This is a genomic window from Flagellimonas aurea (assembly GCF_017313785.1).
GTDB classification, from domain to species: domain Bacteria; phylum Bacteroidota; class Bacteroidia; order Flavobacteriales; family Flavobacteriaceae; genus Flagellimonas; species Flagellimonas aurea.
The window spans coordinates 102,590-121,997 of the sequence record NZ_JAFLNL010000006.1; the positions used below are offsets into that span (position 1 = coordinate 102,590).

The following is a 19,408-nucleotide window of genomic DNA, read 5'->3' on the forward strand; positions in this document are numbered from 1 at the left end:
TGTGAGCAAAACATGGGTACTCTTGCCATGTAAATTCTTAATTTATGTTTTGATAGGAGTGCAATTTTTTTCCAACTTCCCTACGAGCTTTGGTCTTTATTCAAGAAAAATGATTCTTGGAAAATACATTGGTAATTAATTCGGTGGGAATTGTCGATTTGAGGAAAAATCGAAAGTAGGGTCGATTTTTTCGTTTGCATGCTGTTTATTAGTTGATTATTGTTCAAACATATATATACTTATGAGGTGCTTTCCTACTTTTGTTGTCTTTTAAGTAAAACTTGTTGTAAAACTTTTCTAACTTGATATTACAAATGATGCCCTGGAGAAATATTTGTTTTTACACTAGACATATCATTTCAAATAGTGCTTAATTCATATGGTTAATCAATTAAGACCATCCATTATCAGCAATGCTGAATGGAATACCGGGGTAGGCCAATGGACGTATAAATGAGGAGGTACTTAGGAGCTATAACCACCTCCTTGCCGGCTCCCTCTAAACTTACTTTTAATTTCGGTCATTCTCCATCTACACTTTTTTAGGGAAGGCTACACCATTGGAGGAGCAAAAGGAATGATTAGAAATCAAATTCACCCCATATCAATGGGGGGACAACAGCCCTGTTGTTCTTGCCCACAAATCGGCATTTCCCACCATCCGATGCCTTTGATTCCAATGGAAATAGAACCCCAGACCCATTTATGCAGGAAGCCATGGCCTTTGAGTACAATAAATAATCGTGTTTGGCCAACCAGTCCCCTTCTTTCCCCTTTCTTGTTTTACCTAAGGACCGACCGTGAAAGTCACTTAATGTTCCATCACCCAGTAAAGGAGTTAAACAATCCCCATAGGAAACCTCGCCCAAGGTTCCACAAACCATAATTTTGTCCCTACTTTGGGAAATCAATTGATTGCAGAAAGACCGAACCCTTTGTGCTTGTTGCTTTCTTTTTGTATGCAAATCCAAATCCTTGTGATCTTCCTGGAACCTGGCACTAATGATCGTCAACTCCTTCCCTTCCGGGGTCACGACGGTATATTCTGGGCAGTCCATCCCAAAAAGGTCACGGCCCTCTTTGTCCTTCTCGTGGGCATGGGGCTGGAACCCAGTGATACGATACCCGTTCCTAGTGAGTATCGCATGGCCCAGTCCCCTGTTGTCATTGCCTTCCGTGAAAAGCCATTGTTCAAAGGCCCCATCCAGTTTGGGGGCCAAATAGTCCCTATTGAAATCCGATAGGGAGGCCCTATCCTCTACTTCTTGTAAAACCAAAATATCTGGGTTTGCCTGTACAATGGAACTTACTTTTGCCTCTCGATGCTTTTCATCCAAAGGATAACTTCTGAGTTCCACCCAGCCGTTCCATCCCACCCGCTCCGATGCCTTTACCTGACGTTCCCCTCCCAAAGGTTTTACATAAAGATGTCCTCCCCTCCTGCGAAGGGTGAGAAAAGGTTCCGTGGTCTGTGGACTGAAGCCCATCAAAAAGGCCAGTTCCCGCATACGTCCCAAATCTTGGTGCTCTTTTTTGGGATTTTTCAATAGGACATGGAATTCTTCCATCCAGTCCTGAAGGTTTTTGGAAGCATTTTGCTTGAGGAAGGATAAGTCCCTATAAAAAAGGTTTTGGATGTTCATTGTAGCTATTCTCATGATTCTCGTTTTTTGATGTTATTTTTTATTCTCGGTTATGATTCCACGTTTATCCCGTGCACTTTGGTCGAAGGCGACCAAGTTGAACAGTTCCCGCATACGGCTTCGTACCCGATTGCCATAACGCTCCTCCAGTTCGGCCGCGTTCAAGTTGGTAGTGGCATGGGTTTGGAGGCCCGATTCCAAAAACAACTCATGGCGGGACAATAATATTTCCCCCAAGACATTGCAGTCCTTCCCAAAATGCCTGCCCATCTGTTCCACCCCGATATCATCAAAACAGAAATACCGGCCGTTGCCATAGTCCTCGATGATTCGATGTCCTACATGATTGAACCCAAAGACAATGTTCCGGGCCGGAATGACCTCATAAGGGCGATAATGTGGAACAATATGCCTGATGAGCTTCATCAAGGTGGTCTTCCCGCAGCCTACAGGACCGGAAAGCAGGATTCCCTTATCTGGATCAATGCCCATTTTTTGACAGCCCGTACGATCACGGACCATGTAATTACAGAGTTTTAAGAGTACCTTATGGTCTTCAGGAAAAAGCCTGAAATTCCGTCCAAAAAGCATTTTTCCTTTGGCATCCAGATAGGTCAGTACTTTGGAAAAATCATATTCCACCTGTTTCCCATCGAACTCGCCCAGGGAATAGATTACGCTCCCTTCCCTTATCTTAGAGGGGTTGTCCATAGTCTTTTTGGGTTTCGACCATCAAATGGTCCCGGTCTCTTGTGTTGATAACGGATTTGTCATTGGCCTTTTTTATTTCATCGGCCTTGAGCATCCAGTTATGTGCGGCAGCCTTCCAGTCCACTATGGGAATCTTGCCCCCGATCTTCCAACCAATGGCCTGGTAATGGTTAAAGAATTTTTGCGCCTCTTCTTTTCCATAAGCTTTCTCCTTAAAAAAATTGAAAACCTCCAATTGACTTTTGGGCTTTGCTACTCCAGAACGTTTATCGGTTTGGTCTGTTTTCTTATATAAGGTGTCCGGTACACGGTTGGGACAGTAGGTCCCAAAAATGGAACGGCTGCGTTCCATCACCGTACCGCTCTTGTCCCAGTTTTGGGTCAGTCCGATCCTACTGCATCGGATCGGACTATGTGAGGGAGTGTAGGTGATGTACCCCATCTGATCGAGTTGTTTCAACAAACGGTGATATGTGGATTTGGAACCGATTTTGCCCATCTTCATCAGTTCCTTGCGATTGACCGGAAAATCCTTTGGAAACCGATACAGGTTCCAATAGAAAAATAGGGCCAGATATAGACTGATATGTCCCGGGACCAAACGTTCGTCCCCATAAATCTCTACAAACACGGTATTGAGATGCTTGATATAGTTCATACCGTCCCTTCCGTAAACCCCACCTTGTTCTCCAAGATAATCTTGTCGATTTCCTCGGCATCGTAGAAAAGAATGCCTTCAACTTTGTAACTGGGAATGATATTTTTATTGCGGAGGCCTTGTAGCGTGCCGTAGCTGATTTCCAATCGCTTCAGTACGTCACTGGAGCGCAGCCAGTTTTTGGTTTGGGGATGGGTGTGTTCCAACATCAAGCTCTTGAATTCCTTGAGGAGTTCCTCTTTGAACGCTTTGAGACCCTCGGTGGTAATGATCGTTGCCGCCATTTTACTATGGTTTTGGGGATAGGCGCCTACCAACTAAGTTATGTGCTCGCTATCCGGGTTCGACCACAAATCTGAAAAAGCTTTTTGGAAAAAAGTCCCAAGTTGGTACCAACTTGGGAACGATTTTTTTTACATAAAATTTAAATGGTTTTGGTGTGTTTTGGACTCTTGAAAGCCTCAGCATGTCATGAAAATGAGAAAAATGAGGCCTCGAAACGCCCGAAAACCAAAATTCCCAAGTTGGTACCAACTTGGGAAAAATTCTGGTAGCACCTACAAGCAAATTATTACCGGTAAGTGAAACACTCAAAAACCAAAGCCTTACAAGAATAACAAGTAATCCTGCGGGCGGGAATCTAAAATTTCCACCCCATGGTTACCCCGAACCATCTTTGGACAACGGTTGCCATCAAAGTCCATCAACTGAGGGATAGCGACTGGCATGTATCCATGGTTATACTTCGGCAACCGTCATTTTATGCTCAAAAATCCGTTGTATTTGTCCGATCTCATCGGAGTATAGGGTGTTCTTGCGCATAGCGAAGTAGAGGTTGTTCTCCAAGACGTTGAAGCCCTCCCAAAGCAACTTTATATTCCCCTTGTACATTTCTTCCCTGCACAGAAAATCGGGAAGAACGGAAACCCCACTGGCATTTCTAAGGCAGCGTACGATCGAAGTCTTGTTGGGAACGATGTAATTGCACTTAAAATCCGGATGTTTTTTAAAATTGGTCTGCCAAAACTTGCGCAAATGTTCCATATCCCCTGTAGTGCCATACCAAATCTGTTGTTTGAGCCACTGGAGCATTTCTTGTTTATCCTTTCTTGCAAGTATTTCGTCAAAGGCGGAGGTGTCGGTATCCCTTCCGGCCACCAATACGATCCTTTCCTTGGAAAATGCACGATAGTCAATGTTCTTTTCACTTCCCTTTTGGGAACTTATCACCAGATCGAGGATGCCCTTCTCCAAATCGGCAAGGGCCTCGGTATATTCCACAAACTTCACAACGATATCAAAGGGCAGGCTGGAGATATAAGGTTCCAAGGTATATTGGAAGGTTTCCATACACATGCCCACATGGATAGTTGGTGTATTGTTCAGGGCATTTTTCTTAAAACATTGCTCTGCATCCTCAAGTTTTGTGATGGCGTCCTTCACATGGTTGTACAGCACCTTGCCCCTTTCCGTAGGCACCATCCGTCTAGATGACCTATCAAATAGCTTATAACCGGTATAGGTCTCCAAAGCTCCCAGGTGCAGGCTGACCCCCGGCTGAGAAACATACAGCGATTGGGCAGCCCCGGTAAGTGTACCCGTTTCATAGATGGCGATAAACGTTCTGAACCATTCCAAATTGACCATATCGAATCATTATAATTATTATACAAATGTATGATTTATATTATTTTTATAATATTTCGACACCCAATACTTTTGTACCAAACAAAATCATGATATGAAAAAAAGTTTGGTTGCATTGGCCCTTGGCGGATTGGGTATAGGGGTAGCGGAGTTTACCATGATGGGCATGCTCCCGGACGTCGCCCTTGATCTTGGCATCAGTATTCCCCAGGCGGGGCATTTAATCTCGGCCTATGCCATTGGGGTGGTTATCGGGGCGCCATTGTTTGTAACGGGTATGGCCAGAATGTCCCCCAATAGGACCTTGATGGTACTTATGGTGCTCTTTACCATTTTCAACGCACTTTCCATTATAGCCCCCTCTTATGGATCATTGATGGTTTCCCGATTTGTCTCGGGATTGCCACATGGTGCCTTTTTTGGCGTCGGGGCCGTAGTGGCCAGCCAATTGGCCGATAAGGGAAAAGAGGCGCAGGCCGTGGCCTTCATGTTCTCGGGGCTGACCATTGCCAATCTTTTGGGGGTACCCATCGGGACCTATATCGGTCATGCCTTCTCTTGGCGCTATACCTTTTTATTGATTGCCCTGATCGGAGGGCTGACTGTTTTGGTGCTCCATCTCTGGGTCCCGAAAATGGCTGCCCGAAAACTCATCGGAAGCCCGTGGAGGGATTTTGGGATCTTCAAGGAACCGAACATTTGGTTCATGGTCCTGATCATTTCCATAGCACCCGGAGCGCTGTTTGCATGGATCAGCTATATCGCTCCTTTAATGACCGAAGTATCGGGTATAGCTCAGAGTAATATGCCCTATATCATGGTTTTGGCGGGTCTTGGGATGGTGGTCGGCAACCTGATCGGCGGTAAAATGTCCGATAAATTGGGGCCTTCCACCACCATCATTCTCGCCTTGGTATTCCAAGTCATCTGTATGCTCGTCATTTATTTTACGGCAGCCCACACGGGTATGTCAATCCTTATGACATTTTTGACCGGAGCGGCCACCTTTGCTATCGTTCCTCCATTACAGGTACAACTCATCAACAGTGTCCAAAGTGATGCCAAAATGCTTGTCGCCTCCTTGGGGCCCTCATGTTTTAACATAGCCAATGCCCTTGGTGCATTTCTAGGGGGAATCCCGATAGAATTGGGGTATGGCTATACATCACCCGTTTGGGTCGGTGCCATCATGGGCATCATCGGTGTCATTATTTCCTTGTTGTTCATCCAACGGAACAGAAAGGTGGCAGCATCCAATTGTTAGCTCAGATCATTAAACACTTTATTATGAAAGATGAAAGCATACTGTCCGAACCTCATAGGCTCGGGAACCAAAGATTAAGAAACCGTATCGCAATGCCCCCTATGACACGCTCGAGGGCGGGAAAGGGAGATGTTCCAACTGCACTAATGGCCTCTTACTATGCACAGCGGGCCAGTGCGGGACTGATCATCTCGGAAGGGACACAGATAAGCAAACAGGGACAAGGATATGCCTGGACCCCAGGTATCTACAGTGAGGAACAGATCGAGGGTTGGAAAAAGGTCACCGACGCCGTTCATGGGAACAACGGTACCATATTTGCCCAATTATGGCATGTGGGAAGAATATCCCACACTTCCCTACAACCGGACCATCAAGCTCCCGTATCCTCATCTGCCCTAAGCGCAGAGGGCGTCAAGGTATTTATAGACCCCATGGGAAAAGGTCCGGAGTCAGGCGTGGGTGAAATGGTGCAACATTCCCCTCCCCGGGCATTGACCACCTCAGAGATAAAGGCAGTGGTCGCTGATTTTGGCCAAGCGGCCCAAAACGCCATTAAAGCGGGTTTTGACGGCGTGGAGCTCCATGGTGCCAATGGTTACTTGATCAATCAATTTCTGGATTCACAAGCGAACCATCGGACCGATAGCTATGGAGGCTCTTTGGAGAACCGTTTACGTTTTCTTCAGGAAGTCACTGAGACCGCAACACAGGCCGTGGGCAAAGACAGGGTCGGGGTGCGATTGGCCCCGTTGACCACCTTACAGGGAACGGTCGATGACCGGCCAAAGGAGACCTATTTGGCCGCGGCAAAGCTCTTGGACAGACTGGGAATTGCTTATATCCATATTGCGGAAGCGGATTGGGAGGATGCCCCAACTATGCCCATATCATTCAAACAACAATTGCGGGAATCCTTTTCAGGAAGCTTTATCTATGCTGGCAAGTACGATAAGGTCAAAGCGGAAAGGGCCATCAGGGAAGGATGGGCCGATATGATCGGGTTTGGAAGGCCCTTTATCGCAAATCCCGACCTACCCTTTCGACTGGCCCATGGCCATCCACTGGCCGAAGGGGATGCAACCACGTATTTCGGTGGTGGTGCCAAAGGATACACCGACTACCCTACGGTACTACAATAAAGTCATATCAACCATAAAAGAATCAAAGTAACCTATGAATCCAAGTGTCAACATATATACAAAATGGGGTGTTTTATCGCTCCTACTCCTTTTGTCAAGTTCTGGTGCCCTGCTGGGCCAAACTGTTCAGGGCATGGACAATGAACGTCTTTACAAAATCGATGGCTTAATTGAAAATCATATCAAGGAGCAGCATATCCCCGGAGCGGTGGCCTTGATCATTCGGGACGGTAAAACAGTTTTCAACAAAGCCTTTGGACATGCCGATCTAGCGAAAGGAATCCCCATGAAGACCGATCATATTTTTAGGATCGCGTCCCAGTCCAAAGCGATAACCAGTTTGGCCGTTATGATGCTTTGGGAGGAGGGAAAGTTCCTTTTGGACGACCCGGTTTCCAGATATATTCCGGCCTTTAAGGAAACGGGCGTCCTTGCAACCTTTAATCCTGCCGATAGTTCATTCACCACGGTCCCTGCGCAAAGACAGATCACCATTCGTGATCTGCTCAGGCATACCTCCGGCATTGCTTACCCTGCCATATTCAGCGATTCCACAATGTGGGCCATTTATCAAAAGAACCATATCCCCAGCGGTATAGGAACTATGAACGGGACCTTAGCGGATAAAATGCCATCATTGGCCAAAATGCCCTTGCAACATCAACCTGGAGAAGCTTTCACCTATGGCCTTAATACCGACCTATTGGGCTATTTGGTGGAGCTATGGTCAGGTCGACCGTTTGATGTGTTTCTAAGGGAGCGCATATTCGATCCTTTGGATATGGAGGACACCTTCTTCCATGTACCCACCGAAAAACACCATCGTGTGGTGACCCTATATGAAAGTAACGGGGATAGGCTGGAAAAAGTGGACCATCCGATTTATGAAGGTGTGGATCCCGATTTTCCAATAAAGGAAGGAACCTATTTATCGGGCGGGGCCGGTTTGAGCACCACAGTGTCCGATTATGCCAATTTTCTTTCCATGTTCTTGAACAAGGGCACCTATAAAAACAAGAGGATACTTGGCAGCAAGACGGTGGAACTGATGTTGACCAATCAGTTGACCCTTGATATGGCCATATCCCCATATCCCGCACAACCGGATGATTTTCAATTCGGTCTGGGATTTGCACTGGAGACCGAAAAAAATGACTATCTATCCCCATTCAGTATAGGCACCTTCAGTTGGGGCGGTGCTTTCAATACGCATTACTGGGCAGACCCCAAGGAAAAATTGATAGGATTGTTGTTCACCCAAGAGTACCTATCCCCCTACTGGAGGATAGGCGATGAATTTGAAGTGCTGGTCTATCAAGGAATCATGGAGTAAAGGAGTTTCCGACCATCCTTATCCATGACCGTGATAGCAGATTATAAAGCAAGACACTGTCCTTCGTTTATTCATCCAAGGATTCCATGCGCTGATGGAGCATTTCAATGAGCTTGTCCAGAAAACGCGTCTTGCTGCTTTTCCTTGATCGGATATCGATAAAGGTGTGGTAATAATTGCCCAGGTCCACATTGTAAAAGTATTCGAAATGCGAGGCCATTTCCTTGATATCGACGGTACCGCCGTTAATACATTTACTGGTGTGTAGGGCATAAAGGAGCTCGATCAGATCGGTCTTGCTCCCTGTCCAAAATAGTTTTGATGGTTTTTCCATAGGGGTGTTCTTTGTAGGTTCCATATTGTTGTTCAAATCGTCCACTTCCTTTCTCAGGTATACAATGAGCATGTCGTAGGCCATAATGGTGGCCACCGTGCCGTCCTGACAGGTGGAAAACTGGTCATCGATCAAAAAGTGGAAGGATTCCAGGGGCATCCGCAGATCTCGGTTGCCACGGACAAAATACTGTTCGTCCATGGACATGGCCCCACGCCGGTAATAGTTATAGAATTCCAAATTGTCGTTGAAGAACGTCTGTAGCTTATCGATCTGTTGTTGCAGGTATTTGATCTGGGCCACATCCTTTCCCCGGGGACGTTTGCTCTCGATACTGAAGAGCCTTATGTAATAAATGAGCTTGCTAAAAATCTGGGGCTTGACATGCTTGAAGAAATAGATCTCATCGGACTGCGTTTCAAAATCTTGGCCTACAATCTGCTGTTGCAGTTTGCGGATACATTTCTCCACCAATGCTATGCCCTTCTCCGCTTTGTAAAGGATATCGCCATTTCCGCTTTCCAAGGCCTCCAACTGGCCCTCAATATCCAATAGCAGTTTTTGATATTTCATTATAGGTAATCTTTAGTAGTCTCCAAAAGCTTGCCCTGATCCCTTCCCTAGTTTGCACTAGGGAAGGGGAGCTATCCATCGATCTTTTGTTTTGGGAACTTTTGAACTGGGCCTCCTTTAAATCGATCCAATCGGGGCCAAATCATGGGGCCAAATTTGGACTCCTGACCTTTATTGGTATCAAACCGCACTTTTTCAAACTAATCAAAATCCATAAAATTTTGTATCCAATGAGCGGGTAGCGCCTAAAATAATCCCTGACTGCAGATACGCTTTTTTACATTTTGGAGCCTATTTTGTTAAAATTCAGATTTTTCCTGTTAAATGGTTTTTTCATTTTTTTTTAATTTAATCGCCCTTTTTGAAAATGGACGGGATGAAAAGATTTGTGGAAACCGAAATTGCAATCATGTGGTTGGAAAAGGATATACTCTTCTTCATTTGGAAAGAACAGGTGTATATCGATCTTTCAAACGCTAAAAAAATTGTTGCTGCTCGAATACGATTACAACAAGGAAAATCCTATCCCATTGTATGCAGAATGAGAGGCCTACAAAATGTGGATAAGGATGCCTGGCGATACTTGGAAAAAGAAGGTACTGAATCCATCAAATATCTCGTGCTTGTCGCCAATACCCCATTGGGGCGTGCATTCTCAAAGTTTATCATTGGAAAAGTGGCCCCGGTTCCAACCAAGGTATTCGAAGATATGGACGAAGCCGAGCAGTTCCTTTTACAAAATCGCTGAACCCCACATTCCATAAACGGAACCAAATAATTAAAATCATATGGATCGGCCGGAAAACAAAATACGTTTGGAGGACATTTACAACCAATTGGTGCATATTGCCAATGGAAACTTCTCTTACCAAATCGAACGATCGGACAAAAACGATGCGCTTGAGGCTCTGATATTTTTGGTCAACTCCACCACCGAAGAGCTCAGGGATGCCTTTCTGCACCAAGGGTTTATCAAACTGCCCAATTCCTACGACTTGGTCGTTCAAATGTTCTTCAAACTGGATAACAAAGGTCAAATCGTCAGGACAAGCCCTACGGTCGAGACAATGCTGTACCATAAACAAGGAACATTGATTGGGGTTCCCTTTGTACAACTCTTGACCAAGGACTCCCAAAAGGGATGGAAAAAACTGTTGAAAGCCTCACCAAAGGACCGAATTTGGGAATTGACCTTGCAATTGACCTTTAACGAACGATCGGGACTCCAACTCCCTGCCCATTGCCATATCATGCATTTTCCGGAACAAGGGACCAAAAAGGAAACGCTTATGGTCACATCCTTTGATCTGGTCAAGAACGACCGAACGGATCAAGGTTTCATACAAAAGAAACTGAAGGAACACTTACAGGCCCATGAGCTTTTGCCAAAACCACAAAGAACACAGACCCATATCCTCCACGCCATGGACATGGAAAACCTAAGGAAGGCCAAACAGTATATCATGGACCACTTGGATACCCCTCTGCCCGCAATCAAAGAACTGGCGCATATTTGCAATACCAACGAGTATAAGTTCAAAAAAGGATTTAAGGAGCTCTTCGGAATGACGGCCTTTCAATATCAAAAACATGAACGGCTCAGAAAGGCCCATATCCTGATAGAGCACTCCAACAAGACCATCCTTGCCATAGCCAGAACCGTAGGTTTCAAAAAAGGCAACCACTTTGCCCGGGAATTCAAAAAAAGGTACGGATATAATCCCTCTGTGTTAAGACGACTGTCAAAATAATCCTTCTCAGAGCCTAAATAATCCCTAAGAGATCCTTTAGACCTTTTAATTTTACATTGTAAATCAGAAAGTTACAATGTGCAATACTAAAAACATAAAACTTACCGAGATCATAGTGGAAGTGATATGCTTCTTGTATGCCCTACTATTTATCTATGCGGCAACAAGTAAATTAAATGGGTTTCAACAGTTCAAGGACCAACTGGACCAATCTACCCTATTGGTTGGATACGGACATTGGGCAGCTTGGCTTGTCCCGCTTTCCGAACTTGTTTTGGCCATACTGCTCCTCATGAGGCCATTTCGCTTATTTGCGCTTTATGGGTCGCTCATACTCATGGCCCTGTTTTCTGCCTATATCATTGTTGTACTCAACTATAGTGACCATATCCCCTGCTCCTGCGGCGGGGTCATATCAAGTATGGGATGGGAAACCCACCTAGTGTTCAATATCTGTTGGATGGGATTGGCCCTAATTGGTATTGTTCTGATGACAAAGAAAAAATCAACGTATAAAGACACTGTACAGTGATAGGGGAAGCCGAAAACCTATGGAAGAGAGTAGGCATCAATATGTAATTCTTAATATTATGAAATCTAAATTTTTAAAACTCGTATTACCGGCCTTTGCCATTCTTATGGCAGTTGGCCTTGCTTTTGCCACCGAGGACCAAGTTGTGGTACAGGATGCCCATTATTATATTCCTGGTCAAGGTTGGGAAACCATTCAAGTGGACGATGCTTGCTACCAAGGGGGAAGCAATCCTTGCAAATTCAATGGTATGCAGTTGTATGCAGAACGTGATTTGGGAAGCACCCCGTTAAGTAGACCTTAAACAAGGAATACTTTGGATTAAAAAAGGTGCCCGCTATTGGGCACCTTTTTGCACTAATTCAAAAAAAAATAAAAACAATAAACTATTGTATACTAGACTAGTGACCAGGATATGGGTTACCGTTCACTATCTAAAAATGAATCGATTTCTTTAAGACATCGCTGCCAATGCCCCAATAAAGGACTGTCCTTTCTTCCTTTTTGCTCCGTTATGATTTTTTTCTTCAAAGCCATCAATTGGGATACTTTTAGTCCTTTGACATACGCTGAATGTGTAAAAAACTGGGCGTCTTGTTCAAAACGGGCACCTTGGGTCTCTATCGACCTTATCATCTCGGTGATATAGGCTATTTGAATTTCCTGTCTCCGTCTATCCATGGTTCCAAAATCCTTCGCTACCAAGGGAGCAAAAAGTCCTGTTTGTAATGATTCCAGATATTCCTGTAGTAGATATGGCCGTCCCATCCTTTTTTCCATTTGTTCTATCCGTTTCAACCTTGGCGCACTTAGCAGGTCCAGCAGCAATTTTTGTTGGTAGGTCAATACCCGGTCCGGAAAGGTCGAATGTCTTATCCCATCCAAGAATTCAGGATCCGTAAGCCACTTGGGGGATTTAAGGGCTTCGGACAGTATAAATTCCAGGGCCTCCTCCTGAAATTTTAAATTTATCGGTTCAAATAGGTTTCCTTTTTGATTGATTGACTGGTACTGTATTTCATACCCTCCTATCACCGAAACAACATGTTTCACATGATGGTACCACAAATCCAAGGATTTGTTATAAAGCCCCATCAATCTCGTATTATCCTTTTGATCGCTGCATGCATTGGGCATCAATGCTATGGCCCGTTCCAAGTTTTTTAGGGCCATGGACGTACTCTTCACCGGGTCATTGGTCTCGACCACCTCATTGGTCCTACCGGGACCAATAATTTCCAGTTGATTGTCATTGTACCGGAACCAAGAAATGGAATCCTGCAACCGTACCATTTCCTCCAATGCAGTAGATTCATCCATAGCTGATGTTCCGGAAGGAAACTCCTTGTAAGCCCAACGAATGGAATATAGATCCGTAGGACCAACCTTCTGGACAAGTAATGAGGGCGGAATGCTATCCTCCGGTTGTGGGATATTGTTCGGCCTTGTATAGTTCATAATGCTCGGGGTAAATCCCATGGACTCCAACCAGTCGATATCGTTCATTTTTTCGACCGGATAACTATGCTCCCCAAAATTACCGTCGTTAAGTCCCAGGGCATGACCCGTTTCATGAGCGGTCAAACTCTGGAACAATTGTCCGGTCAGGTCATCGGGAAAGGGAAAACTTTGTGCCCTCTTGTCCAAAGCAGCTGCTCTTATAAAATATTGGTCCTCCAAGGTCTGACGAGATGCGTTCAAGAAAATATCCCCTCTCAAGATCTCACCGCTGCGGTAATCAATGACCAAACCTATGGTACCCCCATATTCGGTAGCATCAGGGTCCCTAAAATACCGCTCTTCTCCCCAATAGACCATATTGTTCCGTAAGCTGTTCCGTTCCCAATCGTTAAGACTATCCGTTTCCCTGACCACTATGGCATCCTTGAAACCTGCCGCCTCAAAAGCGGGCAACCACTCCTCTATGCCCGCTTTTATATAAGGCCTCCACTTTTTCGGAATCTCCGGCGATAAGGTGAACACGATCGGTTTTACCGGAACACTTAAAGTTCGATTACCATACTTCTTTTCAAGACGCCTTTTGGCGATATTGGCTTTACTGTTTTGAGGTCCGTCCAATTGAATACCATGCTTAATTCCCATAAAATCCTCATTGATAAAACCCATCCGATAGTCGTATTCCCTACCTTTCATAGACCTCCCCAAAGCATAAAAACCATAATATACGGGAGCAGAGACCCGGGATCCATGTTTGACCATGCCCCGGCGGGTCTTTATGATCAGTTCGTCCCTCAGTGTCTTAACGCCCTCGAGTATGGAGATTTCAGGTATCGGGTTTCCAAAGGAGACCCCAAACCGCTGGGGCCATGAAATATCCTGGTGCAAAATGAGCTTTGTGATATTGATCCTATAGCCCCCCTGGCCGTCATTTTTAGTTTCAATTGGAAGTTTTGCCAGAACATTATCCCTTACGGTAAGTCCCTTGACCACAGGTAAAATGATCCCTGAAGTGGATACTATGCTTTGGGACTTCAGAACAATATTATTCCTGTGCAGCGACCAGATCACTTGCATATGGCTTCGTCTTTTATCGTAAAAGCACGTAAACAACATCGGTTTGTCCAATACCTGCTCCGGAACATTGAGATAGAGTTGGTCCCCTTCTATGCTAGCGGTCAAAAAATGTTCCTTTTCCATCGATTTGATGGTAGGCTCAATAACGCTATGGTTGCCCATTACTACTCCATTACCCAATATCAGGATAGGCAGTAAATAGCGTACAACTGTTTTTATCATAGGTTTATACATTATATGTCCCACAACAGGGATCTATTTTCTTTAGCAACATTTGGGGTTTTCAATAGCCCGGATTTTGGTGCAGTAAGTTCGGATTGGCCGACAATTCTGTTTCAGGTATGGGCAATAGTAGATCCGTTTCCCGCCAACCGGGTTTGATATCACTTAGTACGGTTCCAGCATTTTCGGTCCGTTTCAGGTCAAACCAACGGTGTCCCTGTTCGGTGAAGAGTTCCAATCTTCTTTCCTCCAGTATCTCCTCCAAAAGAGCAGGCTCAGTGGTAGCCGAGGTATTCGGCCTGCCGGCACGACTTCTGATCATATTAAGGTCTGCCCTAGCCCCGGCCAATTCACCGGAGCGGGCCCTCGCCTCAGCGCGGATCAGATATTGTTCGGCCAAACGTAGCACGATGGAATACTCCAAAGATTGCGTTTCATCCAGGCCCGCCTTATACTTATGGGCGTAATAGAGCGTAACCGTATTATCGGAATTCGACATACTGTCCACCCAATGCCCATACCGTAGATCATCGTCTTCAAAAGCGGCCAACAGGGATTCGGACAATGCATAGGATTGGCCCGGAATCGCTTCTATGATCAACTCTCCGGCCTCCCGCGTATTCATAGGGAAATTGTTAGGGTCCGCTTGCAATTGCCAAATGGTTTCCCGTGACTCCTTTAAGAACACCTGGTCCAAGTCCGGTTCCAGTTGGAACGCTTCAATCAATTCGGTGGCCATGGACCTGGCCAGCCCCCATTCCTCCCTATATACATAGGTCCTTGCCAATAGGGCTTGGGCCACATGGGCATCCGGAATTATCCGTTCCGTTCCCGAAATATCCAAACCATCCAATAATGTAATGGCATGCTCCAAGTCGGTTATAATATGGTCGTATATCTCATCACGGGAACTTCGGGATATGGTATTGTTCACTAAATAATCCGTAGTATCCACATAGGGAACATCCCCAAAGAGCGGCACTAACAAACTGTACAGGTAGGCTCTTAAGATCAGGGCCTGTCCCTGGAAGTTGGCCTTTTCTATCTCGGTCAACGAATTGGATGCCTCTACCCCACTGATGATGTCGTTGGCTCCATAAATCAAGTGATACGCCTGTTGCCACCATTCCTGGATCCTGTTATTGGCAGCGCTCAGGCTGTGCTGATTAAACTGGGAGAGATCCGCATTTAGCCCATAGTAATCCATTTCATCACTATAGATGGCCAATGCGGGCATGATCCCATACGTACCGGATACCATGCCCCGCTCCCTGATATCAAAATACAGGTTGGCCAATGTGGACTCAACGGTTGCTGGGTCCTCAAAAACAGTTTCGGCTATCAATGTGTTTTTTGGAGGGTCCACCTCCACAAAATCGGAACAGGCGAACAATAGACTGCCAAAGATCAAAATGGTAAAACTTTGTCCAATGGCAAATGCTTTGGACCGCTTTAAACTATACATGTTTATATCTGATATTTTCATGGGTATATGTTTTAATTAGAAACTGAAGTTTAGACCTAGTGTCAACTGTCGTAATGGGGGTAATCTGGTACTCGAGGGCTGTTCCGGATCTGGCCCCTTAAAATCGGTGAGGGTCCATAGGTTTTGGCCTTGGAGGTAAATGTTGATGTCCAGGCCATTTTCAATGGTAGGCAACTTATAGTCAATGGAAATATTCCGTAGCCTTAGAAAGGATGCATCTGAAATCGCAGCATTGCTACGCTCTTGGTAATAGCCCCTATCCTGTACCGAGGTAAATCCACTGGAGGCCCTTTGAAAAGGACCGATATCCCCAGGTTGTTGCCACCTGTCGAATAGTTCCACAGGGATGTTGCCCCTAAATCCCGGTGTGGCATCAAAACGAAACGTATTATAGGACTGCTGTTTTTTGAACTGGAAGAATACGTTCATGGTAATGTTCCCCATGGTCAAAGTGTTGCCCAAACCTCCATAGAGTGCCGGTGCCAGGTCTTCCACCCATTGTAGGTCCCCTGGGTTACTAATATTGCCATCCCCATCATAATCCTCGAACTCGTAGAGTCCGGTCTCTGGATTTACACCCAAGGCATTATACAGCTTTACGATGGTCAGTGGTTCCCCTACAATGTAAGTATTGGAGAGGGCCGAGGACTCCAGCCCCTCGAATTCCACCAATTTGTTCCTCGGAACGGTTAGGTTAAAGTTCGTGGACCACCGGAATCCCTCTGTCCTGATATTGACCGATGTCAAGTCAAGCTCGATGCCCGAATTCTCGACCACGGCATCAAAGTTCCCGGCAAGTTCCGAAAACCCCGTGGTGGCCGCCAAGGGTATTCCTATCAACTGATTGGAGGAACGGTTCCTGAACCATGAGGTATTGACCATCAAACGGTCATTGAAGAACCCGAGTTCCAGTGAGGCCTCCAGTTTTCGGTTGGTCTCCCAACCAAACTCGGGATTGAAGATTCCGGTAGGCTCTAAAATGGTCGTGCCCCCATAGGACTCTCCCGAAACATTATAGGTATCCAAATAACGGTAGTCCCCAATATTATCACTTCCCGTTGTACCATAACTGGCCCTAAACTTTCCATAGCTCAATAGGGACTTTTCTCCGAACAACGCTTCTTCAGAAAAAATCCAGGCCAATCCAACGGCGCCAAAGTTCCCGAATTGTTTTCCTGGCCCGAATCGGGAGGACCCGTCCCTTCTTCCGGTGAGGTTCAAAATGTAACGGTTGACATAGTTCAGGTTAACCCGGCCGAAGACCGCACTGTACCGATACTCGGAATCCATATCCGATACAATTTCCAAAGTTTCCGCTGCGGCCATGTTCTCGATAAGTCCATTATTGGGAAATCCCCTGCCACGAACCACTAATTGTTGTGAATTCTCCTGTTGTAGGCTTCCCCCCAGCAATACATTCATGGAAAAGTCCTCCCAGCTTTTTTTCCAGTTCAGCTGGGGTTCCACGATCCAAGACTCCCGTTGGGAGGCATTGGAGGTCAAATTCGAATAGCTTTGGGGTGTGAGTCCAAAACTGGGGTTCCTGGCCGAACTTGGATTCGTCAGATAGGTATCCAAACGATAGCTCGTGAACCCCATACTTGTCCTTAGTTCAAGTTCTGGCAAGACTTCATAGGAAACCAACGCATTGGAAATAAAGGTATGGGTCTTGGCCCTAAACTTTTCCTCCAGGGCAGCCATGGGATTGTCCCAGGTATTGTTCTCCCAGTTCACATTGCCCTCATCATCATAAAGTGCCGGGGCATTGGGTTCCAAAGAATAGGCCTGAAGGGTGAAGTCTGCCCCGGGCAAACGATTGTCCTCCCTGGCATAATCAGTGGAAAGATTGATCTTGAATTTTCCATTGTCAGATCGATGGTTTACATTGGTATGGAGGGTCGCCTTACGGTAATTGGCGTCTCCGGGAAACACGGTGGTCTCCTTCAGATACCCACCACTGACCAAAAACTGGGTGGCCTCACCGCCTCCCGAAACGGAGAGCTGGGCATTGTTCCGATATGCCGTGCCTCCTATCAGTTTCTCCTGCCAGTCCGTATAACGATTATTGTCCCAGGACTTGATATCCGGCCAAAATAGGTCAAGGTCGGAAGTCTCCAACAGATCGCCCAGGCCATCATTCTGTACCCCTTCCCTCCTAATCTCCAGATACTGCTGGGTATTCATCAGATCTAAAAAGTGTGACACCTTGCTCATTGATGTACTTACTCGTGCATCGAACCTGGTTTTGCCTGATTTGCCCTTTTTGGTCGTGATCAATACGACCCCATTGGCTCCCCTTGACCCGTAAATGGCCGTGGCATCTGCATCCTTTAGTACTTCGATGCTCTCAATATCATTGGGGTTGATTGCATTGAGTGGACTGATACCCTCCCCTATGATTTCACTGGAAACCCGAGCAGCGTTCAATGATTGGGAACCATAAGGAACCCCGTCCACAATAAACAATGGATCTACAGCACCACTTAAGGAATTCCTTCCTCTGACCTCTATGCTGAAACCGCCACCGGGAAGTCCCGTATTCTGTACAATGTCCACACCAGAAAGGTGACCCTGCATAGCCGCCAATGGATTGCCCACCGGCTGCTTTTCCATGGTCTCGGCCTTGATGGTGGCAATGTTTCCGGTACGTTCCTTTTGGGAAACCGTATAATAACCTGCATTGAGGACCACTTCTCCCAATTGGGCGATGTTCTCCTCCATTTGGACCATAAGTACTTCCCTCCCATCTATGGGAATGTTCTGTGGTGTAAAACCGACATAGGAAAAGACCAATGCATCATTAGGGCCTGCCTGTATATTAAAAGTACCATCAATATCCGTGATGGTCCCTCTATTGGTTGACTCTACTTGGATACTTACACCTGCCAAGGGGATGCCTTCTGTATCGGTCACGGTTCCTTGGACCATGGATTGGGTCAAACGGTCATGGTATGCCGCATATATGGTTTCTGATTGGAACAAGTTGAACAGCACATAGAAAATCAAGAACAGGGATATCCTGTTCGTATTCATTGAAAATATTGTCATAATTTTGAGTTCGATTGATTAAAGCGTTAGTTTTAATTGAATTCCCCCCTGGACACCTACTACCCTGTCCGGGGTTTTTTATGCATACTTCCGAAGGTCTCGCCACAAAATCGTAACTTACCTAGGGATGTTAAGGTTCGTGCATAGGACTCCCTGTCCAAGTTTCAAAAGCACTTGGAAATGGCATTCCTAAAGGAACGAGGCTATGATTTCGTGATAGGGCCGGCTGCCCTAAATATGTAGTAATTGGTTATGGGATAAGAAGTATAGATGAAACCGAAAAAGAGTAGCGTGCACCCCATAACAATAGCCCAAGGTTATACGGGGTTTTTTGGCTTTTTTCGGAACAGGATATCGAACACCGAGTGCGATGTCCCGAAAACGGGACAAAAACACGGTGTGAACCCTAAACTAAAAAGTTGCCAAATGTTTCCCATAACCTTAATGGTTAGCGATACATCGAAAAGCAAAAGAAATCAAACGCTAAGAAAAAGTTGAAGAAAAAACCAATCACCCAAAAAAAGGCGCG

The 19,408-nt window shown here is 45.7% G+C and carries 16 protein-coding genes; 7 read left to right on the top strand and 9 right to left on the bottom strand.

The window, feature by feature from the left end:
- Positions 1-581: 581 nt before the first annotated feature.
- From J0656_RS11775 to J0656_RS11795, 5 genes are all read right to left on the bottom strand, one after another.
- A complete protein-coding gene (locus tag J0656_RS11775; RefSeq protein ID WP_207033995.1) occupies positions 582-1,658 on the bottom strand; it encodes an exonuclease/endonuclease/phosphatase family protein in 1,077 nt (358 codons plus the stop codon).
- Between the two features lie 18 nt (positions 1,659-1,676).
- On the bottom strand, positions 1,677-2,354 hold the full coding sequence (locus tag J0656_RS11780; protein WP_207033997.1) for an ATPase: 678 nt from the start codon (positions 2,352-2,354) through the stop codon (positions 1,677-1,679).
- Positions 2,338-3,012 (bottom strand): hypothetical protein, encoded by a 675-nt coding sequence (locus J0656_RS11785; RefSeq protein WP_207033999.1) that lies wholly within the window; start codon positions 3,010-3,012, stop codon positions 2,338-2,340. Before J0656_RS11785 ends, J0656_RS11780 begins: the two co-directional genes overlap by 17 nt.
- Entirely contained in the window at positions 3,009-3,296 is a 288-nt protein-coding gene (locus tag J0656_RS11790; protein WP_207034002.1) for a helix-turn-helix domain-containing protein, read from the bottom strand. Before J0656_RS11790 ends, J0656_RS11785 begins: the two co-directional genes overlap by 4 nt.
- 454 nt (positions 3,297-3,750) lie before the next feature.
- Positions 3,751-4,659, bottom strand: coding sequence for a LysR family transcriptional regulator (locus J0656_RS11795; protein ID WP_207034005.1), 909 nt, complete (start codon positions 4,657-4,659; stop codon positions 3,751-3,753).
- 94 nt (positions 4,660-4,753) lie between these two features.
- Here J0656_RS11795 and J0656_RS11800 point away from each other — a divergent pair, with 94 nt between their 5' ends.
- From J0656_RS11800 to J0656_RS11810, 3 genes are all read left to right on the top strand, one after another.
- On the top strand, positions 4,754-5,923 hold the full coding sequence (locus J0656_RS11800) for an MFS transporter (protein WP_207034008.1): 1,170 nt from the start codon (positions 4,754-4,756) through the stop codon (positions 5,921-5,923).
- Between the two features lie 23 nt (positions 5,924-5,946).
- Entirely contained in the window at positions 5,947-7,065 is a 1,119-nt protein-coding gene (locus tag J0656_RS11805; protein WP_207034010.1) for an alkene reductase, read from the top strand.
- 133 nt (positions 7,066-7,198) lie between these two features.
- Positions 7,199-8,398: a serine hydrolase domain-containing protein gene (locus J0656_RS11810; protein WP_207034012.1), complete on the top strand. Its 1,200-nt coding sequence runs from the start codon at positions 7,199-7,201 to the stop codon at positions 8,396-8,398.
- Between the two features lie 67 nt (positions 8,399-8,465).
- Here the strand turns inward: J0656_RS11810 and J0656_RS11815 are convergent, their stop codons facing one another.
- Positions 8,466-9,305 (bottom strand): RteC domain-containing protein, encoded by an 840-nt coding sequence (locus J0656_RS11815; protein ID WP_207034014.1) that lies wholly within the window; start codon positions 9,303-9,305, stop codon positions 8,466-8,468.
- A gap of 376 nt (positions 9,306-9,681) precedes the next feature.
- Between J0656_RS11815 and J0656_RS11820 the strand changes: the two genes are divergently transcribed.
- The 4 genes from J0656_RS11820 to J0656_RS11835 all read left to right on the top strand — a co-directional run bounded on the left by J0656_RS11820 (position 9,682) and on the right by J0656_RS11835 (position 11,892).
- Complete coding sequence (locus tag J0656_RS11820) at positions 9,682-10,053, top strand: DUF7793 family protein (RefSeq protein ID WP_207034015.1); 372 nt, start codon at positions 9,682-9,684, stop codon at positions 10,051-10,053.
- Positions 10,054-10,093: 40 nt separating this feature from the next.
- On the top strand, positions 10,094-11,056 hold the full coding sequence (locus J0656_RS11825) for a helix-turn-helix transcriptional regulator (RefSeq protein WP_207034018.1): 963 nt from the start codon (positions 10,094-10,096) through the stop codon (positions 11,054-11,056).
- 76 nt (positions 11,057-11,132) lie between these two features.
- Positions 11,133-11,588 (top strand): MauE/DoxX family redox-associated membrane protein, encoded by a 456-nt coding sequence (locus J0656_RS11830; protein ID WP_207034020.1) that lies wholly within the window; start codon positions 11,133-11,135, stop codon positions 11,586-11,588.
- 58 nt (positions 11,589-11,646) lie between these two features.
- Positions 11,647-11,892: a DUF6520 family protein gene (locus J0656_RS11835; protein ID WP_207034022.1), complete on the top strand. Its 246-nt coding sequence runs from the start codon at positions 11,647-11,649 to the stop codon at positions 11,890-11,892.
- A gap of 116 nt (positions 11,893-12,008) precedes the next feature.
- Here the strand turns inward: J0656_RS11835 and J0656_RS11840 are convergent, their stop codons facing one another.
- The 3 genes from J0656_RS11840 to J0656_RS11850 form a co-directional block, all read right to left on the bottom strand.
- Positions 12,009-14,345 carry a zinc-dependent metalloprotease gene (locus J0656_RS11840; RefSeq protein WP_207034025.1) on the bottom strand — a complete coding sequence of 779 codons (2,337 nt, stop codon included), beginning with the start codon at positions 14,343-14,345 and terminating at the stop codon, positions 12,009-12,011.
- A 61-nt stretch (positions 14,346-14,406) separates the two neighbouring features.
- On the bottom strand, positions 14,407-15,831 hold the full coding sequence (locus tag J0656_RS11845) for a RagB/SusD family nutrient uptake outer membrane protein (protein ID WP_207034028.1): 1,425 nt from the start codon (positions 15,829-15,831) through the stop codon (positions 14,407-14,409).
- Positions 15,832-15,846: 15 nt separating this feature from the next.
- Positions 15,847-18,879, bottom strand: coding sequence for a SusC/RagA family TonB-linked outer membrane protein (locus J0656_RS11850; protein WP_237688924.1), 3,033 nt, complete (start codon positions 18,877-18,879; stop codon positions 15,847-15,849).
- Positions 18,880-19,408: the final 529 nt, after the last annotated feature.

Bases quoted from the DNA above. Each gene is read 5' to 3' on its own strand.
- J0656_RS11775 (WP_207033995.1), bottom strand. From the start codon at position 1,658: ATGAGAATAGCTACAATGAACATCCAAAACCTTTTTTATAGGGACTTA.
- J0656_RS11780 (WP_207033997.1), bottom strand. From the start codon at position 2,354: ATGGACAACCCCTCTAAGATAAGGGAAGGGAGCGTAATCTATTCCCTG.
- J0656_RS11785 (WP_207033999.1), bottom strand. From the start codon at position 3,012: ATGAACTATATCAAGCATCTCAATACCGTGTTTGTAGAGATTTATGGG.
- J0656_RS11790 (WP_207034002.1), bottom strand. From the start codon at position 3,296: ATGGCGGCAACGATCATTACCACCGAGGGTCTCAAAGCGTTCAAAGAG.
- J0656_RS11795 (WP_207034005.1), bottom strand. From the start codon at position 4,659: ATGGTCAATTTGGAATGGTTCAGAACGTTTATCGCCATCTATGAAACG.
- J0656_RS11800 (WP_207034008.1), top strand. From the start codon at position 4,754: ATGAAAAAAAGTTTGGTTGCATTGGCCCTTGGCGGATTGGGTATAGGG.
- J0656_RS11805 (WP_207034010.1), top strand. From the start codon at position 5,947: ATGAAAGATGAAAGCATACTGTCCGAACCTCATAGGCTCGGGAACCAA.
- J0656_RS11810 (WP_207034012.1), top strand. From the start codon at position 7,199: ATGGACAATGAACGTCTTTACAAAATCGATGGCTTAATTGAAAATCAT.
- J0656_RS11815 (WP_207034014.1), bottom strand. From the start codon at position 9,305: ATGAAATATCAAAAACTGCTATTGGATATTGAGGGCCAGTTGGAGGCC.
- J0656_RS11820 (WP_207034015.1), top strand. From the start codon at position 9,682: ATGAAAAGATTTGTGGAAACCGAAATTGCAATCATGTGGTTGGAAAAG.
- J0656_RS11825 (WP_207034018.1), top strand. From the start codon at position 10,094: ATGGATCGGCCGGAAAACAAAATACGTTTGGAGGACATTTACAACCAA.
- J0656_RS11830 (WP_207034020.1), top strand. From the start codon at position 11,133: ATGTGCAATACTAAAAACATAAAACTTACCGAGATCATAGTGGAAGTG.
- J0656_RS11835 (WP_207034022.1), top strand. From the start codon at position 11,647: ATGAAATCTAAATTTTTAAAACTCGTATTACCGGCCTTTGCCATTCTT.
- J0656_RS11840 (WP_207034025.1), bottom strand. From the start codon at position 14,345: ATGATAAAAACAGTTGTACGCTATTTACTGCCTATCCTGATATTGGGT.
- J0656_RS11845 (WP_207034028.1), bottom strand. From the start codon at position 15,831: ATGAAAATATCAGATATAAACATGTATAGTTTAAAGCGGTCCAAAGCA.
- J0656_RS11850 (WP_237688924.1), bottom strand. From the start codon at position 18,879: ATGACAATATTTTCAATGAATACGAACAGGATATCCCTGTTCTTGATT.